We start from the raw sequence: 18564 nt of genomic DNA, 5'->3' as shown, positions 1-18564 counted from the left end.
CCTACTTCTCGTTCATGGGGATGCGGACGCCGCGTTCGTTGGCGACCTCGACGGCGCGGTCGTAGCCGGCGTCGACGTGGCGGATGACGCCCATACCGGGGTCGTTGGTCAGGAGCCGTTCGAGCTTTTCCGCGGCCAGGTCCGTGCCGTCAGCGACGGAGACCTGCCCGGCGTGCAGCGACCGGCCGATACCGACACCGCCGCCGTGATGGATCGACACCCAGGTAGCACCCGAAGAGGTGTTGATCAGGGCGTTCAGCAACGGCCAGTCAGCAACCGCGTCCGAACCATCGGCCATGGACTCGGTCTCCCGGTACGGGGACGCCACCGAGCCGGAGTCCAGGTGGTCACGGCCGATCACGATCGGGGCCTTGACCTTGCCCTCCTTCACGAGCTGGTTGAACAGCAGCCCGGCCTTGGCGCGTTCGCCGTACCCAAGCCAGCAAATACGCGCCGGCAAGCCCTCGAACTCCACCCGGTCCGCCGCAGCGTCCAACCACTTGTGCAGGTGCTTGTTCTCCGGGAACAACTCCTTGATGGCCTTGTCCGTGACGGCGATGTCTTCCGGGTCCCCGGAGAGCGCGACCCAGCGGAACGGGCCAAGGCCCTCGCAGAACAACGGCCGAATGTAGGCCGGAACGAAGCCGGGGAACTCAAACGCACGCTCGTACCCGCCCGTGCGGGCCTCGTCACGGATCGAGTTACCGTAATCGAACACCTCAGCACCAGCGTCCTGGAACTCCACCATCGCCTGGACCTGCCGTGCCATCGAGGCCTGGGCCTTCTTGGTGAACCCTTCCGGATCCGCCGCGGCCTCAACATGCCACTCCGCCACGGTAATACCCTCCGGCAGATAGGACAGAGGATCATGGGCACTGGTCTGGTCCGTGACCACATCAAAGGTCACCTCCCCGGCCTTATGCCGACGCAGCAGTTCCGGGAAAACCTCAGCGGCGTTGCCCACATACCCCACGGACCAGCCGCGGCGCTCGTCCTTCGCGGCTTGGACCTTCTTGATCGCAGCATCCAGATCGGTTTCGACCTCGTCCAGGTACCGCTTACCGGCCCGGCGACGCAGGCGGGTTTCATCGACGTCGACAATCAGGCACGCGCCGTCGTTCAACGTCACGGCCAGCGGCTGCGCCCCGCCCATGCCACCACACCCACCGGTCAACGTCAGCGTCCCGGCCAACGGGCCTTCCGTGGAACCCTCCGCGGCGGGTGCCGGGTGACGGCCCTCCGCAGCGAGCTTGTTCCCCACCGCGGCGAAGGTTTCATACGTGCCCTGCAGGATGCCCTGCGTGCCGATGTAAATCCACGACCCGGCCGTCATCTGCCCGTACATCATCAAACCCTCAGCCTCGAGACGGCGGAACTCAGGCCACGTCGCCCAATCCCCCACCAGGTTCGAGTTGGCCAGCAACACCCGCGGAGCCCACTCATGGGTGCGGAACACACCCACCGGCTTGCCCGACTGCACCAGGAGCGTTTCGTCCTTCTCCATGGTCTCCAGGGTCCGGGTAATCGCATCAAACGCAGCCCACGAACGGACAGCACGACCCGTGCCGCCGTAAACCACCAGATCATCCGGACGCTCAGCAACCTCCGGATCCAGGTTATTCATCAACATGCGCAACGGCGCCTCGGTCTGCCACGACTTGGCAGTAAGCTCAGTACCCCGCGCGGCCTTAACCGGACGGGCACCAGTAGTGAAATCGGCGGGTGCCATGGTGACTCCTTCGTCTGTGGGAAGTATGTGGTGGAAAGATCTTCTGCTTCTACTAAAGCCCCTTTATCCTGCGGCCGGAACGGCTTTTCGAGTGGTGCTGTCCGGGATTACAGACCCGCTCAACCCCTCGCATTCGCGCGACAAAAAGAGCATGCTGGACCCATGGGAACGCACCGGGTCACCACGCTCGTCGCCGCGCCGCCCGAGCGCGTCTTCGCAGCATGGACGGATCTTGACCGGTTCCCGGAATGGATCGGCGGAGTAACCCGCGTGACGGACCGCGTGGGCTCCACCGACCAGGCCGGCAGCCGCTACACGGTCTGGTTCGGGCGGATGGCCAGCCCCACCGAAATTCTTGAGGTCGAGCGGCCTTGGCACATCCGCACCCGCTTCGGCAATGCCATCCTGAAGGGCGAGTCAGATGTGCGGTTTGCCAGCGAGGGGCAGGGCACGCGCATCCACCAGGAGTTCGTCACGCGGGGGTTTATCGCCGGAATCTTCGGGCGGCTATTCGCCATGGGCTCCTACCGCGGCAGCTTCCGGGGCGAGCTGGAGACTTTCCGAAAACTCGTCGAGCGGGATGCCTTGGGGCCTGGTTAGCCTGCGGGGCGGCCGTGGATCCGCACCGATAGTTCGTCTGCCGCTTTACGGATGCGGGCAGCCAGGACCGGCCATTGCTCAGCCGGCACTTTGTCCTCCAGGAACGTGACGGCGACTGCCGCCGTCGGCCATCCCACATGGTCCGTCACTGCGGCGGCGATGGAACCGAAACCCGGCGTGATTTCGCCGTTTTCCGTGGCGTAGCCGCGTTGCCGAACCTGATCCAGATGGGATGACAACGCGGAGTACTTCATGATGGGAAACTCGACTTCGTGCCGCGAGGTGAAGGCAGCGGCATTCGGGTAAAGAGCGCGCACCTGGGACTTTGGTAGGGCAGCCAGGATCGCGCGGCCCGAGGCAGTGAGGTGGCTGGGCAGGCGGACGCCGACGTCGGTCACCAGGCTCGGGCGGTTCTTGGCGCGTTCCTCCACGATGTAGAGAACGTCGCGCCCGTGGAGCACCGCCAAGTGCGCGCTCTCACCGATGACGTCAACCAGCGAGGCGAGCATCGGCCGCCCTAGCCGCGATAACGGCTCCTGCCGCGAGTACGCCGAGCTGAGCTCGAATGCGCTGATGCCAAGCCCGTAACGCTGTTCCTCGTGCAGGTGGAGGACAAAGCCGTTCGCCTCCATCACGCCGAGCAGGTGGTACACACTGGATCGCGGCAGGCCGAGCGCTGTTGCGATGTTCGACGCCGCCATGGGACCACGGCGCGAGGCCAACAGCTTGAGGATGCGCAGCGTATTTTCGGCGGCCGGGACTTTGGACGTGGCTTTGCCTGAGGCGGTTGGCGTGCTTGTCATGGTTCCTCGCTGCTCGGATTTCGGGATCGTCGAACCGTTGCTGTCCGGTATCCCGTACTCTAGCGTGCACCCTTCGCAGGCCAATCACCAGCGCGGACCGGTCAACAGCGTCCGGAATACCGGACACTCCCCGAGCCATGCTCCCGGTGAGTGGCTGCCGTTGGCCCACTGTCTGCGATCAAAGACACCAAAGCCTCGTGAGTCCGATCACAAGGCGCCCAAAAGTGATCTGCTGGATAGCGATCCCCTCCCAAAGACGAGAAGGTTTTACTATGCAACAAACCAAGCTGGCTGCGGAGAGCTCTGTCCTCCAAGCCGCAGGTACGGCGCTCAGCCGAGGCCTCAACGTCCGTCACATACGCTTCATGGCGCTCGGCTCTGCGATCGGCACGGGCCTCTTCTACGGCTCCGCCTCCGCCATCCAGAAAGCCGGTCCTGCCGTCCTGCTGGCCTACATCATCGGCGGTGCGGCCGTGTTTATGGTGATGCGCGCCCTCGGTGAGATGGCCGTCCGACACCCTGTTTCCGGCTCGTTCGGCCAGTACGCAAGCAAATACCTGGGCCCGTTCGCCGGGTTCGTGACCGGGTGGACGTACGTGTTCGAGATGGCGATCGTGGCCATAGCCGATGTCACCGCCTTCAGTATCTACATGGGCTTCTGGTTCCCCCAGGTGGACAGGTGGATCTGGGTGCTCGCGATCATCATGTTCCTGGGCGCCATGAACCTGCTCAGCGTGAAAGTGTTTGGCGAACTTGAGTTCTGGTTCTCGCTCATCAAGGTGGTGGCGATCATCGCCATGATCGTGGGCGGGGCAGCGATCGTCGTGTTCGGCTTCCAAACGGGCGACGGCGGTGGCGTGGCACCGGGACTCGGGAACCTTGTGAATCACGGTGGTTTGTTCCCGAACGGTTTCGAGGGGCTCCTGGCCGCGTTCGCCGTCGTGATGTTTGCCTTTGGCGGGATCGAAACGATCGGTATCACGGCGGGCGAAGCCACAAACCCCAAGAAGGTCATCCCGCAGGCAGTTAATACTGTGCCCGTCCGCGTTTTGTTGTTCTACGTACTGACTCTGGGCGTGCTGATGAGCATCTTCCCGTGGAACGAAATTGGAAGCAGCGGCAGTCCGTTCGTGCAGATCTTCGATGGCCTGGGCATTCCTGCCGCACCTCACATTCTCAACGCCGTGGTCATCACAGCCGCTCTCTCGGCGATCAATAGCGACATTTTCGGGGCCGGGCGCATCCTCTTCGGCCTCGCCCAGCAGGGACACGCACCCAAGAGCTTCAGCAAGATCTCCCGACACGGCGTTCCGTGGATGACCGTGGTGATGATGGGCGGCATCCTGCTGGTGGGCGTTGTTTTGAATGCCGTCATTCCGGAGGACGTGTTCGTACTCATCGCCTCCATCGCCACCTTCGCCACGGTGTGGGTCTGGGTGATGATCCTTGCTTCGCACGTCGCCATGAAGCGGGAGATCAAGCGCAAGGGCCTGCCGGCGTCGGAATTCGGTTCTCCGCTGTGGCCGCTCGCATCCATCCTGACCATGGCGTTCATGGCAATGGTGATCGTGATCCTGGGCATTTTCGAGGACACTCGGGTTGCGCTGTACGTTGGCGGCACCTGGCTGGTTCTGCTCTTCGTGGCCTACAAGCTGTGGGTTCGCGGTGGTGGGCTGCGCCGGGCAGAGCTGGTGGACGAGACAGCCTGATTTCCCGCGCCGAAACTACAGTTAATGCCAATGTTCACGCGGAACATTGGCATTAACTGTCAGCTCGCGGGGCGGCTCGGCTCAGATGGCAGCAGCAGCGGAGCGCACGGCCTCGGACAAGGCAGTTGCCGGGCGCCCGATCAGTTTCCTGAGATCACCGGTGGTCACCAAAAGGTCGCCGCGGCCAATGCCCAGATCGGTGTCGGCCAGGATCTGCGCGAAAGCTTCCGGTACCCCTGCGCCAGTCAGGAGATCGGCGTATTGGTCTACCGGAAGGTCACGGTATTCGATGGACTTGCCTGATGCGGCGCTAATTTCGGCGGCAAGTTCGTCCAAGGTAAATGCCTCGTCCCCGCCCAACTCATAGATCTTGCCGGCCTGGTGCTCCGCAACCAGAACTGCGGCCGCAGCTTGCGCATAGTCTGCGCGGGAGGCACCGCTAACCTTGCCGTTTCCGGCACTGCCCGCAAGCGCTCCCTGCGCCAGCGTTCCCGGCAACTGGTCAGTGTAGTTCTCGATGTACCAGCTGTTGCGAAGGAGGGCGAAGGGGACGCCGGATTCTTTGAGGATGGATTCCGTGGCCTGGTGCTCTGTGGCCAGCTTCATGCGGGTGGTGTCTGCGTTGGCAATGCTGGTGTAGGCGAGAAGCTCGACACCCTCGGCCTTTGCCGCCTCGATAACCGTGCGGTGCTGCTCTACCCGCTGGCCGACGGCGCTTCCCGAAATGAGAAGGACCTTGGTGGCACCCTTAAGCGCCTGGGCGACCGACGCAGCGTCGTCGTAGTCCATTGCAACGGCGCGAACGCCGCGAGCAACGAAATTGGACAGCTTTTCGATGGAGCGCCCGGTGGCGACGATGCTGTCAGCGGGCACGTTGCGTTCAAGGAGGGCCTCTATGACGTGACGGCCCAGCTGACCTGTTGCTCCGGTAATGACGATGCTCATGATGGGTTCCTTTCGGGAAGTTAATGGGTCGGTCACCGATCACAACCAACGCTTCCGCAGAGAACTTCCCGAAAGAGAGTACGCACTTTAAGGTAAGGTACTGACATGAAAGTAAGTACCCTCCCGGCCACCGTCGCCGACGGCGTCTTCCCTGCCGGCTGCCCCAGCCGAACAGTACTGGACCACATCACCAGCAAATGGGGAGTGCTGATCCTACTTTCGCTTTCCGAAGGCGATCAGCGATGGAGCGAATTGCGACGACGCGCTGAGGGCGTCAGCGAAAAAATGCTGGCCCAAACCCTGAAAACGCTCGAACGGGACGGGTTGGTACGTCGCGACGCACAACCCGTCATCCCGCCGCGCGTGGACTACAGCCTGACTGAACGCGGCCGCGAGCTCACGGCACTGCTTATACCTTTGGTGACCTGGGCCTTCGATAATGCCGAGGCAATCATCGGCGGCCAAAGTTAGCCCGGATCTCCGCGCCGAAACTACAGTTAATGCCAATGTTCACGTCGAACATTGGCATTAACTGTCACCTCGCGGGGGCGGGGGCGCGGGGCGGGGTGGAACTATCGCGCGGACCAGCCACCGTCCATGGTGTAGCTCGCGCCGGTGACCATGCCGGCGTCGTCGGAGGCCATCCACACTGCCAGCGACGCGACTTCCTCCACCTCCACGAGCCGTTTCACAGCAGACTCCGTGAGCATCACCTTGGCCAGGACCTCGGCTTCGGGGATGCCGTGGAGCCGGGCCTGATCGGCGATCTGCTTCTCCACCAAGGGCGTCCGAACGTATCCGGGGTTGATGCAATTGGACGTGACGCCGTGCTCGCCGCCCTCCAAAGCAGTGACCTTGCTGAGTCCCTCAAGGCCGTGCTTGGCGGAGACGTACGCGCTCTTATAGGCCGAGGCGCGGAGCCCGTGGACCGACGAGATGTTGATGATCCGGCCGAACCCGTTGGCGTACATGTGCGGGAGCGCGGCCCTGATGAGGAGGAACGGGGCCTCCAGCATCAGGGCAAGGATCCGCCGGAACTCCGCAGGTTCGAACTCCTCGATCGGGGCAACTTTCTGGATCCCGGCGTTGTTGACCAGGATGTCGCAGTCGAGGCTGAGGGCGGCCAGGGCGTCGACGTCCAAGAGATCCACCGTCCAGGCGGTGCCGCCCAACTCGTCGGCGAGGGCCGCAGCTCCGGAGGCATCGACGTCGGCCACTACTACCTTCGCTCCACGGGCGGCGAGCGCCCGCGCGCAGGCTGCCCCGATTCCGCTCGCCCCGCCGGTAACCAGTGCCTTGCGTCCGTTCAGGGAGTTATCCATGGAGCTAGCCTTTCGAAGTAGATGCAGTGGCCAGTCCGTGACGGATGGCGTCGGCCTGGTCCACTTCCTGCAAGGCGATGCCCTTGGTCTCCTTCAGCGAAACAACTGCGACGACGGTGACGGCGCAAGCAACCACGAGGTAGATCGCTGTGGGAACCCAGGAGCCGGTGTCCTTGAGCCATTGTGTGGCCAGCAACGGCGCGAGCGAGCCGGCGAAAATCGACGTGACCTGCGAGCCGAGCGAAACACCGGAGTAGCGCATCCGGGTGGGGAAGAGCTCGGACATGATGGCCGGCTGGCCAGCGTACATGAACGCGTGCAAGCAGAGGCCGATGGTCACGGCGAGGACGATGATCACTGCGTTCCTGGTGTCGAACATGGGGAAGGCGAAGAACGGCCAGGTTGCCCCCGTGATCGCGCCCACCAGATACACGGGCTTGCGTCCCCACGAGTCCACCAGACGCCCGACCTGCGGGATGACCAGGAAGTGGATGACGTGGGCTATCAGGAGTGCCAGGAGGAGCGATGAGGTGTCGTACTTGTGGACGCTCTTGAGGTACACGATCGCGAAGCTCACCACGAGGTAGTACATGATGTTCTCTGCGAAGCGGAGGCCCATGGCCTGGAGGATGCCCTTGGGGTACTTGCGGATGACTTCGCCGACGCCGTAGCTAATGGCCTTGGACTCTTCCACCTGCGCCTTGGCTTCGAGGAAGATGGGGGCTTCAGTGACGTGGGTGCGGATGTAGTAGCCGACGAACACGATCACTGCGGACAGCCAGAACGCTACGCGCCAGCCCCAACCGAGGAAGGCTTCGCTGCTGAGCACTGTGGACATGGTGAACAGGACGGCGGTGGCCAGGAGGTTACCTACCGGCACTGCCGCTTGCGGCCACGAGGACCAGAACCCGCGGGATTTGTTGGGGCTGTGCTCAGCTACCAGCAGCACAGCACCTCCCCATTCGCCGCCGAGCGCGAAGCCCTGGATGAAGCGGAGCGCCACCAGCATGGCCGGTGCCCAGTAGCCGATCTCCACGAAGCCCGGGAGGCAGCCCATCAGGAAGGTGGAAACACCCACGATCACGATGGTCAGCTGCAGGGTGGGCTTGCGTCCCAGCTTGTCGCCGATCTGGCCGAACACGATGCCGCCGAGCGGACGGGCCACGAAGCCAACCGCGTAGGTAACGAACGCCTGGATGATGCCGTCCAGTTCATTGCCTGTGCTCGGGAAGAAGTACTTGCCGAACACCAACGTGGCGGCCGTGGCGTACAGGAAGAACTCGTACCACTCCACCACGGTGCCCACCATCGACGCCGCGACGATCTTCTTGAGTCCGGAACCCTCGCCGGAGCCTTTCCCTGCTTTTGATGCGGAGCGCTGCTCTACGCTCATATCCATCTCCTCAGTGTCCTCTTTGACCCTTTTGAACGTGATGTGATCCACAACACGAAATGCTCCACTGAGTATTGCTGCAGATTCTCCCGCGCTCAATGACCAAAGTGGCACCCTATGTGTGCAGAATTGCAGATATGAATCCCAACCCGGATGACCTCCTCATCTTCCTCGCCGTCTCACGTTCAGGAAAATTCACGACGGCGGCCCAAGCCTTGGGGCTCAACCACACCACCGTTTCGCGCAGGATAGCGGCGCTGGAGAAGGCGCTGGGCGGCAGGGTCCTCGCGCGTGCGGCCGGCGGCTGGGAAGTGACAGAGCTGGGTGCCGAAGCCGTACTTGTCGCTGAGCGGATTGAAGCTGCGGTGAGCGCGCTGGGACCGAGCGACCGCGCCCCCGACCCCATCACCGGCGTCGTACGCATGACCGCGACTGATGGCTTCAGCGCTTATATCGCCGCACCAGCAGTGGCCCGCTTGCGACGCGAACATCCCGGACTCAGCGTTGAGATCGTGACCGTGACGCGGAGGGCGTTGCAACAGCGCTCGGGGCTGGACATCGAAGTGGTGGTGGGGACGCCGCAGGTTCACCGGGCCGAGGCGATCCAACTGGGCGAGTACCGGCTGGGGATGTATGCCTCGCGCGCTTACCTGGCGGACAACGGAACGCCTTCCAGTATTGAGGAACTCACGCAGCACCAACTGGTCTATTTTGTTGACTCCATGCTGCAAGTGGATGACCTGGACGCTCCCCGCAGGCTTGTCCCGACCATGCGTGATGGCCTGAGTTCCACCAACGTTTTCGTGCATGTGGAAGCTACTCGGGCCGGCGCCGGCGTGGGCTTCCTGCCGTGCTTCATGGCCGACCGGCACGCTGACCTGGTGCGGCTGCTGCCGTCGGACTTCGCCGAACTGCTCCCCTACTGGATGGTCCTCCGCCCGGACTCGATGCGCCGCCCTGCGGTAGCCGCCGTCGTGCAGGCTTTGCGGGAGGAGACGGAGCAGCGGCGGGAGGAGCTGCTCGGCGCTGAGTAACCCGAGGGGCAGACCGCGCCGAGGTGGCACTTAATGCCGATGTTCCACGGAAACATGGGCATCAACCGCCATCTCGGCGGGAGGTAGGCGGGTAATGTGGCCATCGTGAAGTAAGGCGAGCCTTACTATGGTAAGCATGCCCTCCAGTTCGCCCTCCCGGCTCTTCAGCTTCACCTTGTTCGCCAACGGCCGCTGGAAGCTGCTGTTGGCGGGCTGCGCCGGACTCTCCCTGCATCAGGTCAGCGAGGCTTTGGTGCCGGCTACCATCGGCGCCGCGGTGGACAACGCCATTGAACCGAACGACGCCGGCGCCCTCCTGGGGTGGCTCGGCGCCTTGGCCGTGGTGTTCGTTGTGCTGGCTCTCTCGTGGCGCTTCGGCACCCTCGCCACGGAGCGCTCCTTTAACTACGGCTCGCATGATCTCCGCCAACTGGTGGTGGAGCGGACACTTCATCCCCGCGGCATGGCCGCCCGACGGGCACCGGGCGAAATCGTAGCCATAGCTTCTTCCGACGCCGACAGGGTTGCCGGGCTGTCCTGGCTGATCAGCGGTGGCCTTGCTGCGGCCGCCGGTGTGATCACATCGGCCGTCACCCTCCTGCTCATCTCAGTACCTCTGGGTCTTGCCGTTCTTATGGCGACGCCGGTGATGCTGCTGGTGATGCACCGGCTCACCAAACCGCTCGAAAACCGCAGCGACGTGGAGCAGTCCACAGCAGCTCGCGCTGGCGCCTTGGCCACGGATTTCATAACAGGCTCCCGCCCGTTGAAAGGGCTAGGCGCAGAGGACGCGGCCATCGCGCGCTATCGCGCCGAAAGCCGGGCGTCGCTGACTTCCGCCCTGAAGGCCATCCGCGCCAAGTCCGCTTACACGGGCGCGAGCACAGCACTATCCGCAGCGTTCCTGGCCGGTATCGCCTTCTTTGCAGCGTGGTTTGCGCTCCAAGGCAGCATCACGGTGGGGCAGTTGGTGGCCGTTGTTGGAGTGGCGCAGTTTGTTCAGGGACCCATGACCGGGCTCGGTTTCGTGAGCGTCGAACTCGCCCGCAAACGCGCCTCCGCCGCACGCATAGCAGTGTTGCTGGAAGAACCCGAGGCGGTGCCCGCACCCGAAGCAGCGGAACGTTCGACGACGGCAATCGACTCAGTCTCGCCGGCAAACCCACCGGGCGGACCAGCTCCGCTGCTGGAGCTCCTGCCAAGCGCTGCGCACCTTGCTTTCCCGCCTTTCACGGCGTCCGCCGGCGAAATTGTGGGTGTCGTCCTTCCGGACAGCACACAAGCGCGGCAGTTGGTAGACACTTTGGGCTTTCGCACCCCCTCTCCCCGCGGCCTCGTATCCATCGACGGCCACGATGCCGCAGACCTCGACCCCCACCACGCCCGTTCAAGGGTCTTCGCCGACAACCACGACGGGGTCCTCTTTAGCGGCAGTATCCGCGACAACGTGGCAATAGTCGACGCCGAACTAACGGAACGCGCCATGGCGGCTGCCGCCGTCGAGGATTTCGTGTCACAACTGCCGGAAGGCACCGAAACCGTCCTGACCGGGCATGGCCAGAGCCTGTCCGGTGGGCAGCGCCAGCGGCTGGTTCTTGGCCGCTCGCTGCACCAGCAACAGCCGGTGCTGGTCCTGCACGACCCCACCACCGCCGTCGACACTGCCACCGAAGCCGTCATCGCGGACGGCCTGCGGAACTTCCCGGACAAAGCTTTGGTGCTGGTCACCACAAGCCCCACCCTGCTGGCCATCTGCGATCGGGTGGTGGTGGGCGGCGCCGGCGGGGCACCGGAAACCGGTACGCACCGGGAACTTCTCGCCAAGTCGGCTGGCTACCGTGAGGTGGTGGGCTCGTGAACTCGGAAATCCTGCCTATAGCCACCCCTCGCGAGACCCGGAAAGCAATGTGGCGCCTGTTGGCGCAACGCCCCGGCAGGCTCACCCTCACCATCTTCGTGTTGCTGGCGGCATCCTGCTGCGGCTTGGCAGCCCCGGCACTTCTGGGCGTCATGGTCAACATTGCAGCCTCCGGAGGGGACGTCCTGTCCCTGCTGTGGCTGGCCATCGGCTTGCTGGTGGCTGGTGGCCTGGGCGCCCTGCTGGGCATCGCGGGCCAGAACCTGCTGGCCCGTATCTGCGAGGAAGCGCTCGCCGGGCTGCGCGAGGAAGTGTTCGCGGCGGCCCTTCGGAAGCCGCTCGCACAACTGGAAAAGGCGGGCATCGGCGACGTCGTGGCCCGGGTGTCCGGCGATGTCGAGGCTGTCAGCGAGGCCATTTCCGGGGTGCTGCCCGCGTTCACCAGCGCAGCTTTCACCATTGGGCTGACCCTGCTGGGCTTGGGCGTCATCGACTGGCGCTTTGCGGTGGCCGTGCTCATCGCAGCACCCCTGCAGATCTTCACCCTTCGCTGGTTCCTCAAGCGAACAGCACCCATTTACCGGACGGTCAGGATCACAGAGGCCAACCGAACCGAGCAGATCATCGAGACCGTCCATGGCTCCCCGTCTGTTGTGGCCTTGGGCCTCGGGTCACGCCATGCGGATCTTGTGGCAGCCGCCTCGCGCGAGAACATCGGCCATTCGCTGCGCGGGGTTGGCTACCTGACCCGTTTTTACAACCGCCTCAACTTTGCGGAATTGATCGGACTTTCCGCGGTTCTGCTAGTGGGATTCTGGCTCCACGCCGAGGGCACCGTCACCATCGGCGCGGCGACGGCGGCCGCACTTTACTTCTACCGGCTGTTCGATCCGATCGGGCTGGTTCTGGGGCAGTTCGATGAGCTTCAGAAAGCCGCAGCCGGATTGGGGCGCATGTTCGGCCTGACGATGTCCGCGGGGCAAACCACTGCCCCGGTCTCGCCAGCTGCCTCTGATGCCGGCATCGTCCTGGAGGATGTCACCTTTGCTTACCCGGGCCAGCGGCCGGCCCTCAAAGGAGTTTCCCTCACGGTTGGCTCGGGCGAGCGGGTGGCGATTGTCGGCACTTCCGGTGCGGGCAAGACCACATTGGCCAAAATCATCATGGGTTTGGAGCACCCCGGCGGCGGGACAGCCTGGGTGGGCGGACTGGACTCAGCCGCCGCTGCCCCGGCGGACCTGCATCTGCGCATTGCCATGGTCAGCCAGGAGGTTCACGTCTTCTCCGGAACGCTGGCCGAGGACCTCAAGCTTGCCAAACCGGACGCTTCTCCGGCGGAACTCACACGTGCCCTGCAGGCTGTCGGGGCTGCTTGGGTTGAAGCGCTCGACGACGGCTTGGAGACTTCCGTGGGCGCAGGCGGGCATCAGCTCACACCTGAGCAGGCGCAACAGCTGGCCTTGGCTCGGCTGATGCTCAAGGACCCGCCCATTGCAGTGCTCGACGAAGCCACTGCAGAAGCGGGAACCGGGTCTGCCGCCATGCTCGATCAGGCTGCCGAAGCCGCGTTGGCGGGCCGGACGTCCGTGGTGATCGCGCACCGATTGTCCCAGGCAGCGTCGGCGGACACCGTGGTGGTCATGGAGCAGGGGCGGATTGTCGAGTCGGGTTCGCACCAGGAACTGCTGTCCGGGGGCGGCCGCTACGCGCACCTGTGGGAAGCCTGGAACAGTTCACTCAGCCGGAACTGAGGCTTCAACCAATGGCTCGGCCGCCGGGTCGTGCCGCACCGGGATTCCCCTGGCGAATGCGCGCACTTTTGCGTCATCCCAAATGTGCGCGGGGACGCCTCCGCCCAGGAGTTTGCGGGCCAACGTGGGGTCATCGCCGAACGGCGCATGGCTGCCCGCCATGATCATGTTGCCGTAGCGGCGCCCCTTCAGCATGGCCGGATCGGCAATGATCATGGTGTGCTCGAAAGTGTCCGCGATGGTGGCAGCGTCAGCCCGGGCGTTCTTGAGGTCCGGGGCATCGCCTGAGTTCACCACATACAGTCCGTCGGTTGCGAGAACCGAGTCTGCGTGCGCTGTGAACTCCCGGGTGGTCAGGGCGCGGGGCGTGAAAGCTCCGGCGAAGACGTCACGAATGATGAGATCCCGACTGTCCGGAGTAAGGGATTCAGTGACTTGCCGGGCTTCACCCACGCGGATCCGGAGGAAGGGCGCCTTGGGCAGATCGAACCAGCCGCGCACGTAGTCAGCCAGCTTGCCGTCGAGTTCAACAACTACCTGCCGCGCTTCAGGGTAGGCCGCGTGGAAGTAGCGTGCCATGGAGCAAGCTCCCCCACCTAGATGAAGGCCACGTAGCTTGGGCTTCTGCTCGCGCGGCCAGCGCGATTCAACCAGGGCAGCGATCCAGCGCATGTACTCAAAATCCAGGAACAGGGGGTCGGCCAGGTCAATGTGCGAGCTCATGACGCCGTTGATTCTGAGAAGCCAGCCATTGGAGTTGTCCTGGTCCTGCAGCAGCTCGCAGTCGCCGGTATCGATGTAGTAGACCCCCGCGACCGGACCGTCAGGACGGGTGCCGGAAGGCACTTCGACGACTCCCGTCGTCGACCTCTGGGACCTGTTTGCCTTGCCGCGTTTCGCCACTACTTCAGCCCTGCATGAGTCATGCTCCAAGCCTAGTGGAGCGCCACATTACTCCGAACGTTCACATTGAAAGTAAGGCTACTTACCGTTTTGCCTTCAGGAGCCATATGATCTCTACATGGAACTCGGAGCATCGGTGTGGGCGGAGGTTTTAACGGTCGCGGTCGCATGGCTGACGGTGGTCTGCCTGATACTCGCTCGCGTCCCTAAGCCACCGAGCCTTCTCGATTCACCGCTGGAGGGTTCACCGCTTGATTTGGATCAGCCTGAAGATCCAGAGCCCCGCTAAAGCCTGGTAACCCGTGCCACGGTCCGCAAACGTCAGGTTCTGCGGATGGAAGTGGGTTCGTAAACTATCACCGAGCCCTCCGTAGTCGCCCGACAGGTGAGTTGACGTAATGGCGTGCGGCGGGCGTGCAATTCCACATCGATATGCGCCGGTTGGGGCGGCTTGCCGGTGATGTGGATGCTCCAGTGGTCGCCCTCGCGCAGCGTCTCCGTAACCAGATAATCATGCCGCCCGGCAGGGCCAAAACGTTCAATCACGGCCGCGACGGCGGCCTGCTGCGGTGGGAGGAGGTCCGTGTATCCGCGCAAGTGCTCTGCTCCAATGCGGTCGGCGAGGTGACCCTCAATAGTGGCTACGGAGGACTCGACGTCGAGCCCTCCGTAGTACACACCGTCGGGGACAATGACGGCGTTGGCCGCGAACCTGTCACCGCCAATGTGGGAGCACTCCCACACCAATTCCGGCCATCGCTCACTGAGCGCACGCCCCACAGGCCGGCCCCGCACTGCGCAGCAGGCGTCATGCTGCCCATGAGCGCAAACCAGGATGACCGGCGGAAGGCCGGGATCCCCGGGAGATGCCAGAGCTGAAACGATCCCTGCAAGGTCCTCGTCGCGGTTCCATGTTCCCCATAGCTGTTGATAGGCGCCGGAGCTTTGATGGCGGAGTACGGCCCAGCTGCCCGGACCATGACGCTGACGAGCACCGAGCCGCCGGGGGCCAGAACGCCGCACAAGGAGGATCCGTGCATTCGCAGTCCGCGCGGCGGAGCTGACCAGGGCCTTGGTCGTAGCCTCAAGATCAAGGCCCTCGAAACCGTTGGGCGGCCAGGCGCCCGGATACTCTATGAGAACCCAAACCAGGCCCGGTGACGCCGTGCCTGCCATCGAGTCGCCACGCAGCCGGGCACGTTCCGCGCAGAAGAAACGGCCCGTTGCGGCCACGGGGGATGTCACCATCTGGTGTCACTGTTCACGCCGACATCACTGTTCAACGGGGACGAGAACTCCTGCGCGTAACAGCCTCTCCACAAGTTCAACGCCGAGATCAGCCGCGCGGTGAGCCTCGCCGTCCAGCAGGCGCCGCACGGACGGCAGATCCACCTCCGGGAAGTCGAGCCAGCCGACGCGGGTAGTCAAACGTGAGCCCTCAAACCGGGCTTCAAGTGCTTCCCGAAGCCGCACCAGCGATTCCGGGCCAAGGTTCTCGACGGCCGCGAGCTGGGCCACCGGGCCAAGCGGGGCCGGGCGTCCCTGTCCCCGCCGTGCGCGTTGGAAAAGGGAAGTGGTATCAGCCTCCATGACAGCGGCGGCGAGATGTTTGCGAATCGCGGCGATCTCCCCTTCAGGACCATCCACGCCCATTGGCAAGGACCCTCGCATCTCGGGATCGTCGCATAGGGCTGCAAGAGCGGCCTGCGCCAGGTGTTCGGCCAGCGCATGGCGGGTCCAACTGTGTATCCCCAGGGTGAGATGGATCGAGACCTTCCCCTGCGCCTGTGCGGCGTGCAGCCAACCGCGCGGCAGGTAGAGGACGTCGCCGGGCTCCAAGACGGTGTCAATATAAGGCTCACCCTGAGCGGCTTCTTCGACGGCGGAGCGGCGATCCGTCCACGGCTGGCTACGCAGCGGGTCCACGTGGACCGGCTCGTGGATGATCCAACGCTTGGTCCCCTCGATCTGCAGGACGAAGACGTCGTGGACATCGTAGTGATCGTCGAAACCACGGTTCTGAGGCGGGGTGACGTATGCGTTGGCCTGCACGGGATGTCCGAGCTCGGTGCTTAGCTTTGTGCTGAAGCTCGACACAGGCTCCCACGTGCGATGCAGCGCCTGCAGCACGAGGGTGGCTCCGTCGCCGAACTTGCGCCAAAGCGCTGTGTCGTCCAGTTGGTCGGAGATGGTGGCACCAACGCCTGCCGGAGAAGTGTAGGAGGACTCGGGAAGAGTGGAGCCACCCTTGGCAACGCGCAGGAAGGGTGTCCGCAGACCCCGGCGCGAAATCAGCTCGTCAACCGCGTTGGCCGAGAACAAATCGGAGAAATCGCTGGCACCACGCGTGAGTAACGCGGTGCGCCCCCAGACCTCGCTGGCGAACCTCTCCTGACCGATGTCGATCAGGCGTCTTTCCAGGACCCCGGCCTCCTTCACAGCGCCGGGGTCCTGGAAATCAGTACTGGTAGAGCTCAAACTCAGCTGCCTTGTTGTCCGGCGCCGCCGTCGGCACCGCCATCTGCACCGCCGTCAGCACCGCCGTCGTGGGTACCCGGGACGCCGTCCGCGCCACCGTCGGCAGGGCCTTCGGCACCACCATCAGCACCGCCGTCAGCACCGCCGTCGTGGGTACCCGGGACGCCGTCCGCGCCACCGTCGGCAGGGCCTTCGGCACCACCATCAGCACCGCCATCTGCACCCCCGTCAGCACCGCCGTCGTGCGTTCCCGGGACGCCAGCCGCGCCACCGTCTGCCGGGCCTTCCTGCTCGCTTGGATCCTGCTCTGGAATGGTCATGCTTCCTCCCGAGAATCGAATGGCGTACACAGGCTCCGGTTATCGACGCCTGATTCCAACCGGACGGTCGTCACCGACACCGCCCGTGATCACCATATCGACATGAGTCAGCTGTGGGAACAGCTCGCGAGCGTTGGGATTCCGCTAAGTCCCGGCTGCGGGGCGCACCATCCGATGTTCGGGCAACGAGTACCAGGATGGGTCGCAGAGCTGACGTTTGCCGTCCGGCACAAAACCGTTGCGACGATAGAAAGCCTGGGCACGGGGATTGTCGTCCAGCACCCACAAGTACGCCGGTCCATCGCCGATCAGCGCCTCCACCAACGCCTGCCCAACACCCCGGCCATGGATGCGTTCCAAGGTGTAGAGCACGTAAAGCTCCCGATCGTAGGGACCGTCCTCGTCCTGTCCGGGACCAGCTGCGCCGAGGCCAACCAGTTGGCCATCCGGATCGTGGGCCAGCATCCGGGTGTGGCCTGCAGCGATGAAAGCCCGATACCGCTCGATGCGGTCGGGCAACGCCGCTTCCTGTTTCTCGAAGAACTCCGGAGGCAGCAAATGCGCGTAGCTCTCCCTCCACGACTGAACCTGCATGAGCGCCATGGCCTCGGCGTCATCCACCGTTGCCGGCCGAATCGTGAAATCCACTTACCGCACCCGCGCTATCGCAAAACCGTCCCAACCCTTGCTGCCCACAGTTTGGATGGCGGTAGCATCGAGTCGCGGATCCTGACCCATTCTTTCCAGCATGGCCACAATGCCTGGTGCGTTGACCTCGTCCCGCTCGGGCTCCAGGATGGCCCCATCCCAAATCACGTTGTCCACCACGATCACCGTTCCCGGATGACCTAGACGGATGGCCCAGTCGAGGTAGTTGGCATCATTTTCCTTGTCGGCGTCGATGAACACGAAGTCGAACGATTCCTGGCCGGCCAAGGTTGGCAGGATGTCCAACGCAGCACCAACGCGAATGTCCACCTTGTGTCCCACTCCGGCGGCATCCAAATTGGCGCGCGCCACGACGGCGTGCTTTTGGAGGAATTCGCACGTGACTATCCTGCCGTCGTCGGGCAGTCCTTGAGCCATCCACATGCTGCTGAAACCCGCAAGGGTTCCAATCTCGAGGACCCGCCGGGCCCCCGACATCTGAACCAGCATGCGCAGCAGCTTGCCGGCGTTGGGTGCCACTTCAATGGCAGGCATCCCTGCCTCAGCGGCAGAAGTCACGGCGCGCTTATGGGCCGGATCAGGCCGCACGACGACGTCAGTCAGGTAATGCTCGACGTCAACCCAACCAGGCTCGGTTCCGTGTTCAATCATGGCCCCCAGTCTGGCACTCACCGCAGCTTGGGGAAAGGATCTAGTCCGTGGCGGAAATGGCTTCTTCCAAGCGCTCCACCTTGCCGGTCAGCTCTCCACTGAATCCGGGACGGATGTCAGCCTTGATCACCAGCGAGACGCGGCTGCCGTAGCGGCCAACAGCCTCAGTGGCGCGCTTGACGACGTCGAAAACCTCGTCCCATTCACCCTCAATGGTGGTGAACATTGAATCCGTCTGGTTGGGCAATCCGGACTCGCGGACGATCTTGACCGCCGCAGCGACGGCGTCGTGCACGGAGGCGTCGGGGGTAGGTCCGCCATTGGCGGCGGAAGCAGGCTGGCCTGAAGGGGCGACTGAAAATGCAAGCAACATGAAATCCAGTGTTTCACGTGCCGGTT

18 protein-coding genes are annotated in these 18564 nt (G+C 63.8%); 6 read left to right on the top strand and 12 right to left on the bottom strand.

Features of this window, described 5'->3' with window-relative positions:
• Position 1: 1 nt before the first annotated feature.
• Entirely contained in the window at positions 2-1729 is a 1728-nt protein-coding gene (locus KCX59_RS02090; RefSeq protein WP_434122601.1) for a urocanate hydratase, read from the bottom strand.
• Between the two features lie 162 nt (positions 1730-1891).
• Here KCX59_RS02090 and KCX59_RS02085 point away from each other — a divergent pair, with 162 nt between their 5' ends.
• On the top strand, positions 1892-2329 hold the full coding sequence (locus tag KCX59_RS02085) for an SRPBCC family protein (RefSeq protein ID WP_178992988.1): 438 nt from the start codon (positions 1892-1894) through the stop codon (positions 2327-2329).
• On the opposite strand, the gene KCX59_RS02080 is transcribed toward KCX59_RS02085, so the two are convergent.
• Positions 2326-3132, bottom strand: coding sequence for an IclR family transcriptional regulator (locus tag KCX59_RS02080; protein WP_054809310.1), 807 nt, complete (start codon positions 3130-3132; stop codon positions 2326-2328). The genes KCX59_RS02085 and KCX59_RS02080 overlap by 4 nt on opposite strands.
• A 272-nt stretch (positions 3133-3404) precedes the next feature.
• On the opposite strand from KCX59_RS02080, the gene KCX59_RS02075 reads away from it, so the two are divergent.
• Positions 3405-4841, top strand: coding sequence for an amino acid permease (locus tag KCX59_RS02075; protein WP_179017601.1), 1437 nt, complete (start codon positions 3405-3407; stop codon positions 4839-4841).
• 81 nt (positions 4842-4922) lie between these two features.
• Here the strand turns inward: KCX59_RS02075 and KCX59_RS02070 are convergent, their stop codons facing one another.
• Positions 4923-5786, bottom strand: coding sequence for an SDR family oxidoreductase (locus KCX59_RS02070; protein WP_178992986.1), 864 nt, complete (start codon positions 5784-5786; stop codon positions 4923-4925).
• Between the two features lie 105 nt (positions 5787-5891).
• On the opposite strand from KCX59_RS02070, the gene KCX59_RS02065 reads away from it, so the two are divergent.
• Positions 5892-6257: a winged helix-turn-helix transcriptional regulator gene (locus tag KCX59_RS02065; protein WP_091464815.1), complete on the top strand. Its 366-nt coding sequence runs from the start codon at positions 5892-5894 to the stop codon at positions 6255-6257.
• Positions 6258-6358: 101 nt separating this feature from the next.
• On the opposite strand, the gene KCX59_RS02060 is transcribed toward KCX59_RS02065, so the two are convergent.
• Together KCX59_RS02060 and KCX59_RS02055 are read right to left on the bottom strand one after the other, a co-directional pair.
• Positions 6359-7108 carry a 3-hydroxybutyrate dehydrogenase gene (locus tag KCX59_RS02060; RefSeq protein ID WP_179017600.1) on the bottom strand — a complete coding sequence of 250 codons (750 nt, stop codon included), beginning with the start codon at positions 7106-7108 and terminating at the stop codon, positions 6359-6361.
• Between the two features lie 4 nt (positions 7109-7112).
• A complete protein-coding gene (locus KCX59_RS02055; protein ID WP_179017599.1) occupies positions 7113-8501 on the bottom strand; it encodes an MFS transporter in 1389 nt (462 codons plus the stop codon).
• 137 nt (positions 8502-8638) lie between these two features.
• On the opposite strand from KCX59_RS02055, the gene KCX59_RS02050 reads away from it, so the two are divergent.
• The 3 genes from KCX59_RS02050 (at position 8639) to KCX59_RS02040 (ending at position 13144) form a co-directional block, all read left to right on the top strand.
• Positions 8639-9535 carry a LysR family transcriptional regulator gene (locus KCX59_RS02050; protein WP_179017598.1) on the top strand — a complete coding sequence of 299 codons (897 nt, stop codon included), beginning with the start codon at positions 8639-8641 and terminating at the stop codon, positions 9533-9535.
• Between the two features lie 136 nt (positions 9536-9671).
• A complete protein-coding gene (locus tag KCX59_RS02045) occupies positions 9672-11393 on the top strand; it encodes an ABC transporter ATP-binding protein (RefSeq protein WP_256871432.1) in 1722 nt (573 codons plus the stop codon).
• Entirely contained in the window at positions 11390-13144 is a 1755-nt protein-coding gene (locus KCX59_RS02040; protein ID WP_179017596.1) for an ABC transporter ATP-binding protein, read from the top strand. Before KCX59_RS02045 ends, KCX59_RS02040 begins: the two co-directional genes overlap by 4 nt.
• Here the strand turns inward: KCX59_RS02040 and KCX59_RS02035 are convergent.
• From KCX59_RS02035 to KCX59_RS02005, 7 genes are all read right to left on the bottom strand, one after another.
• Complete coding sequence (locus tag KCX59_RS02035) at positions 13127-14047, bottom strand: spermidine synthase (protein ID WP_179017595.1); 921 nt, start codon at positions 14045-14047, stop codon at positions 13127-13129. The two genes, KCX59_RS02040 and KCX59_RS02035, sit on opposite strands and share 18 nt — an antisense overlap.
• A 321-nt stretch (positions 14048-14368) precedes the next feature.
• Complete coding sequence (locus tag KCX59_RS02030; protein WP_179017608.1) at positions 14369-15223, bottom strand: sucrase ferredoxin; 855 nt, start codon at positions 15221-15223, stop codon at positions 14369-14371.
• A 96-nt stretch (positions 15224-15319) separates the two neighbouring features.
• A complete protein-coding gene (locus KCX59_RS02025; RefSeq protein WP_179017594.1) occupies positions 15320-16525 on the bottom strand; it encodes a cupin domain-containing protein in 1206 nt (401 codons plus the stop codon).
• 2 nt (positions 16526-16527) lie between these two features.
• Positions 16528-16845: a BatC protein gene (locus KCX59_RS02020; protein WP_179017593.1), complete on the bottom strand. Its 318-nt coding sequence runs from the start codon at positions 16843-16845 to the stop codon at positions 16528-16530.
• A 144-nt stretch (positions 16846-16989) separates the two neighbouring features.
• Complete coding sequence (locus KCX59_RS02015) at positions 16990-17493, bottom strand: GNAT family N-acetyltransferase (RefSeq protein ID WP_179017592.1); 504 nt, start codon at positions 17491-17493, stop codon at positions 16990-16992.
• Positions 17494-18165 carry an O-methyltransferase gene (locus KCX59_RS02010; RefSeq protein ID WP_179017591.1) on the bottom strand — a complete coding sequence of 224 codons (672 nt, stop codon included), beginning with the start codon at positions 18163-18165 and terminating at the stop codon, positions 17494-17496.
• Between the two features lie 40 nt (positions 18166-18205).
• On the bottom strand, positions 18206-18538 hold the full coding sequence (locus tag KCX59_RS02005; RefSeq protein ID WP_178992977.1) for a thiamine-binding protein: 333 nt from the start codon (positions 18536-18538) through the stop codon (positions 18206-18208).
• Positions 18539-18564 lie beyond the last annotated feature (26 nt).

This window comes from Paenarthrobacter nitroguajacolicus, from assembly GCF_051027655.1.
GTDB classification, from domain to species: Bacteria; Actinomycetota; Actinomycetes; order Actinomycetales; family Micrococcaceae; genus Arthrobacter; species Arthrobacter nitroguajacolicus.
The sequence above is the reverse complement of the archived record's forward strand: the minus strand, read 5'-3'. Positions and strand labels throughout refer to the sequence as shown.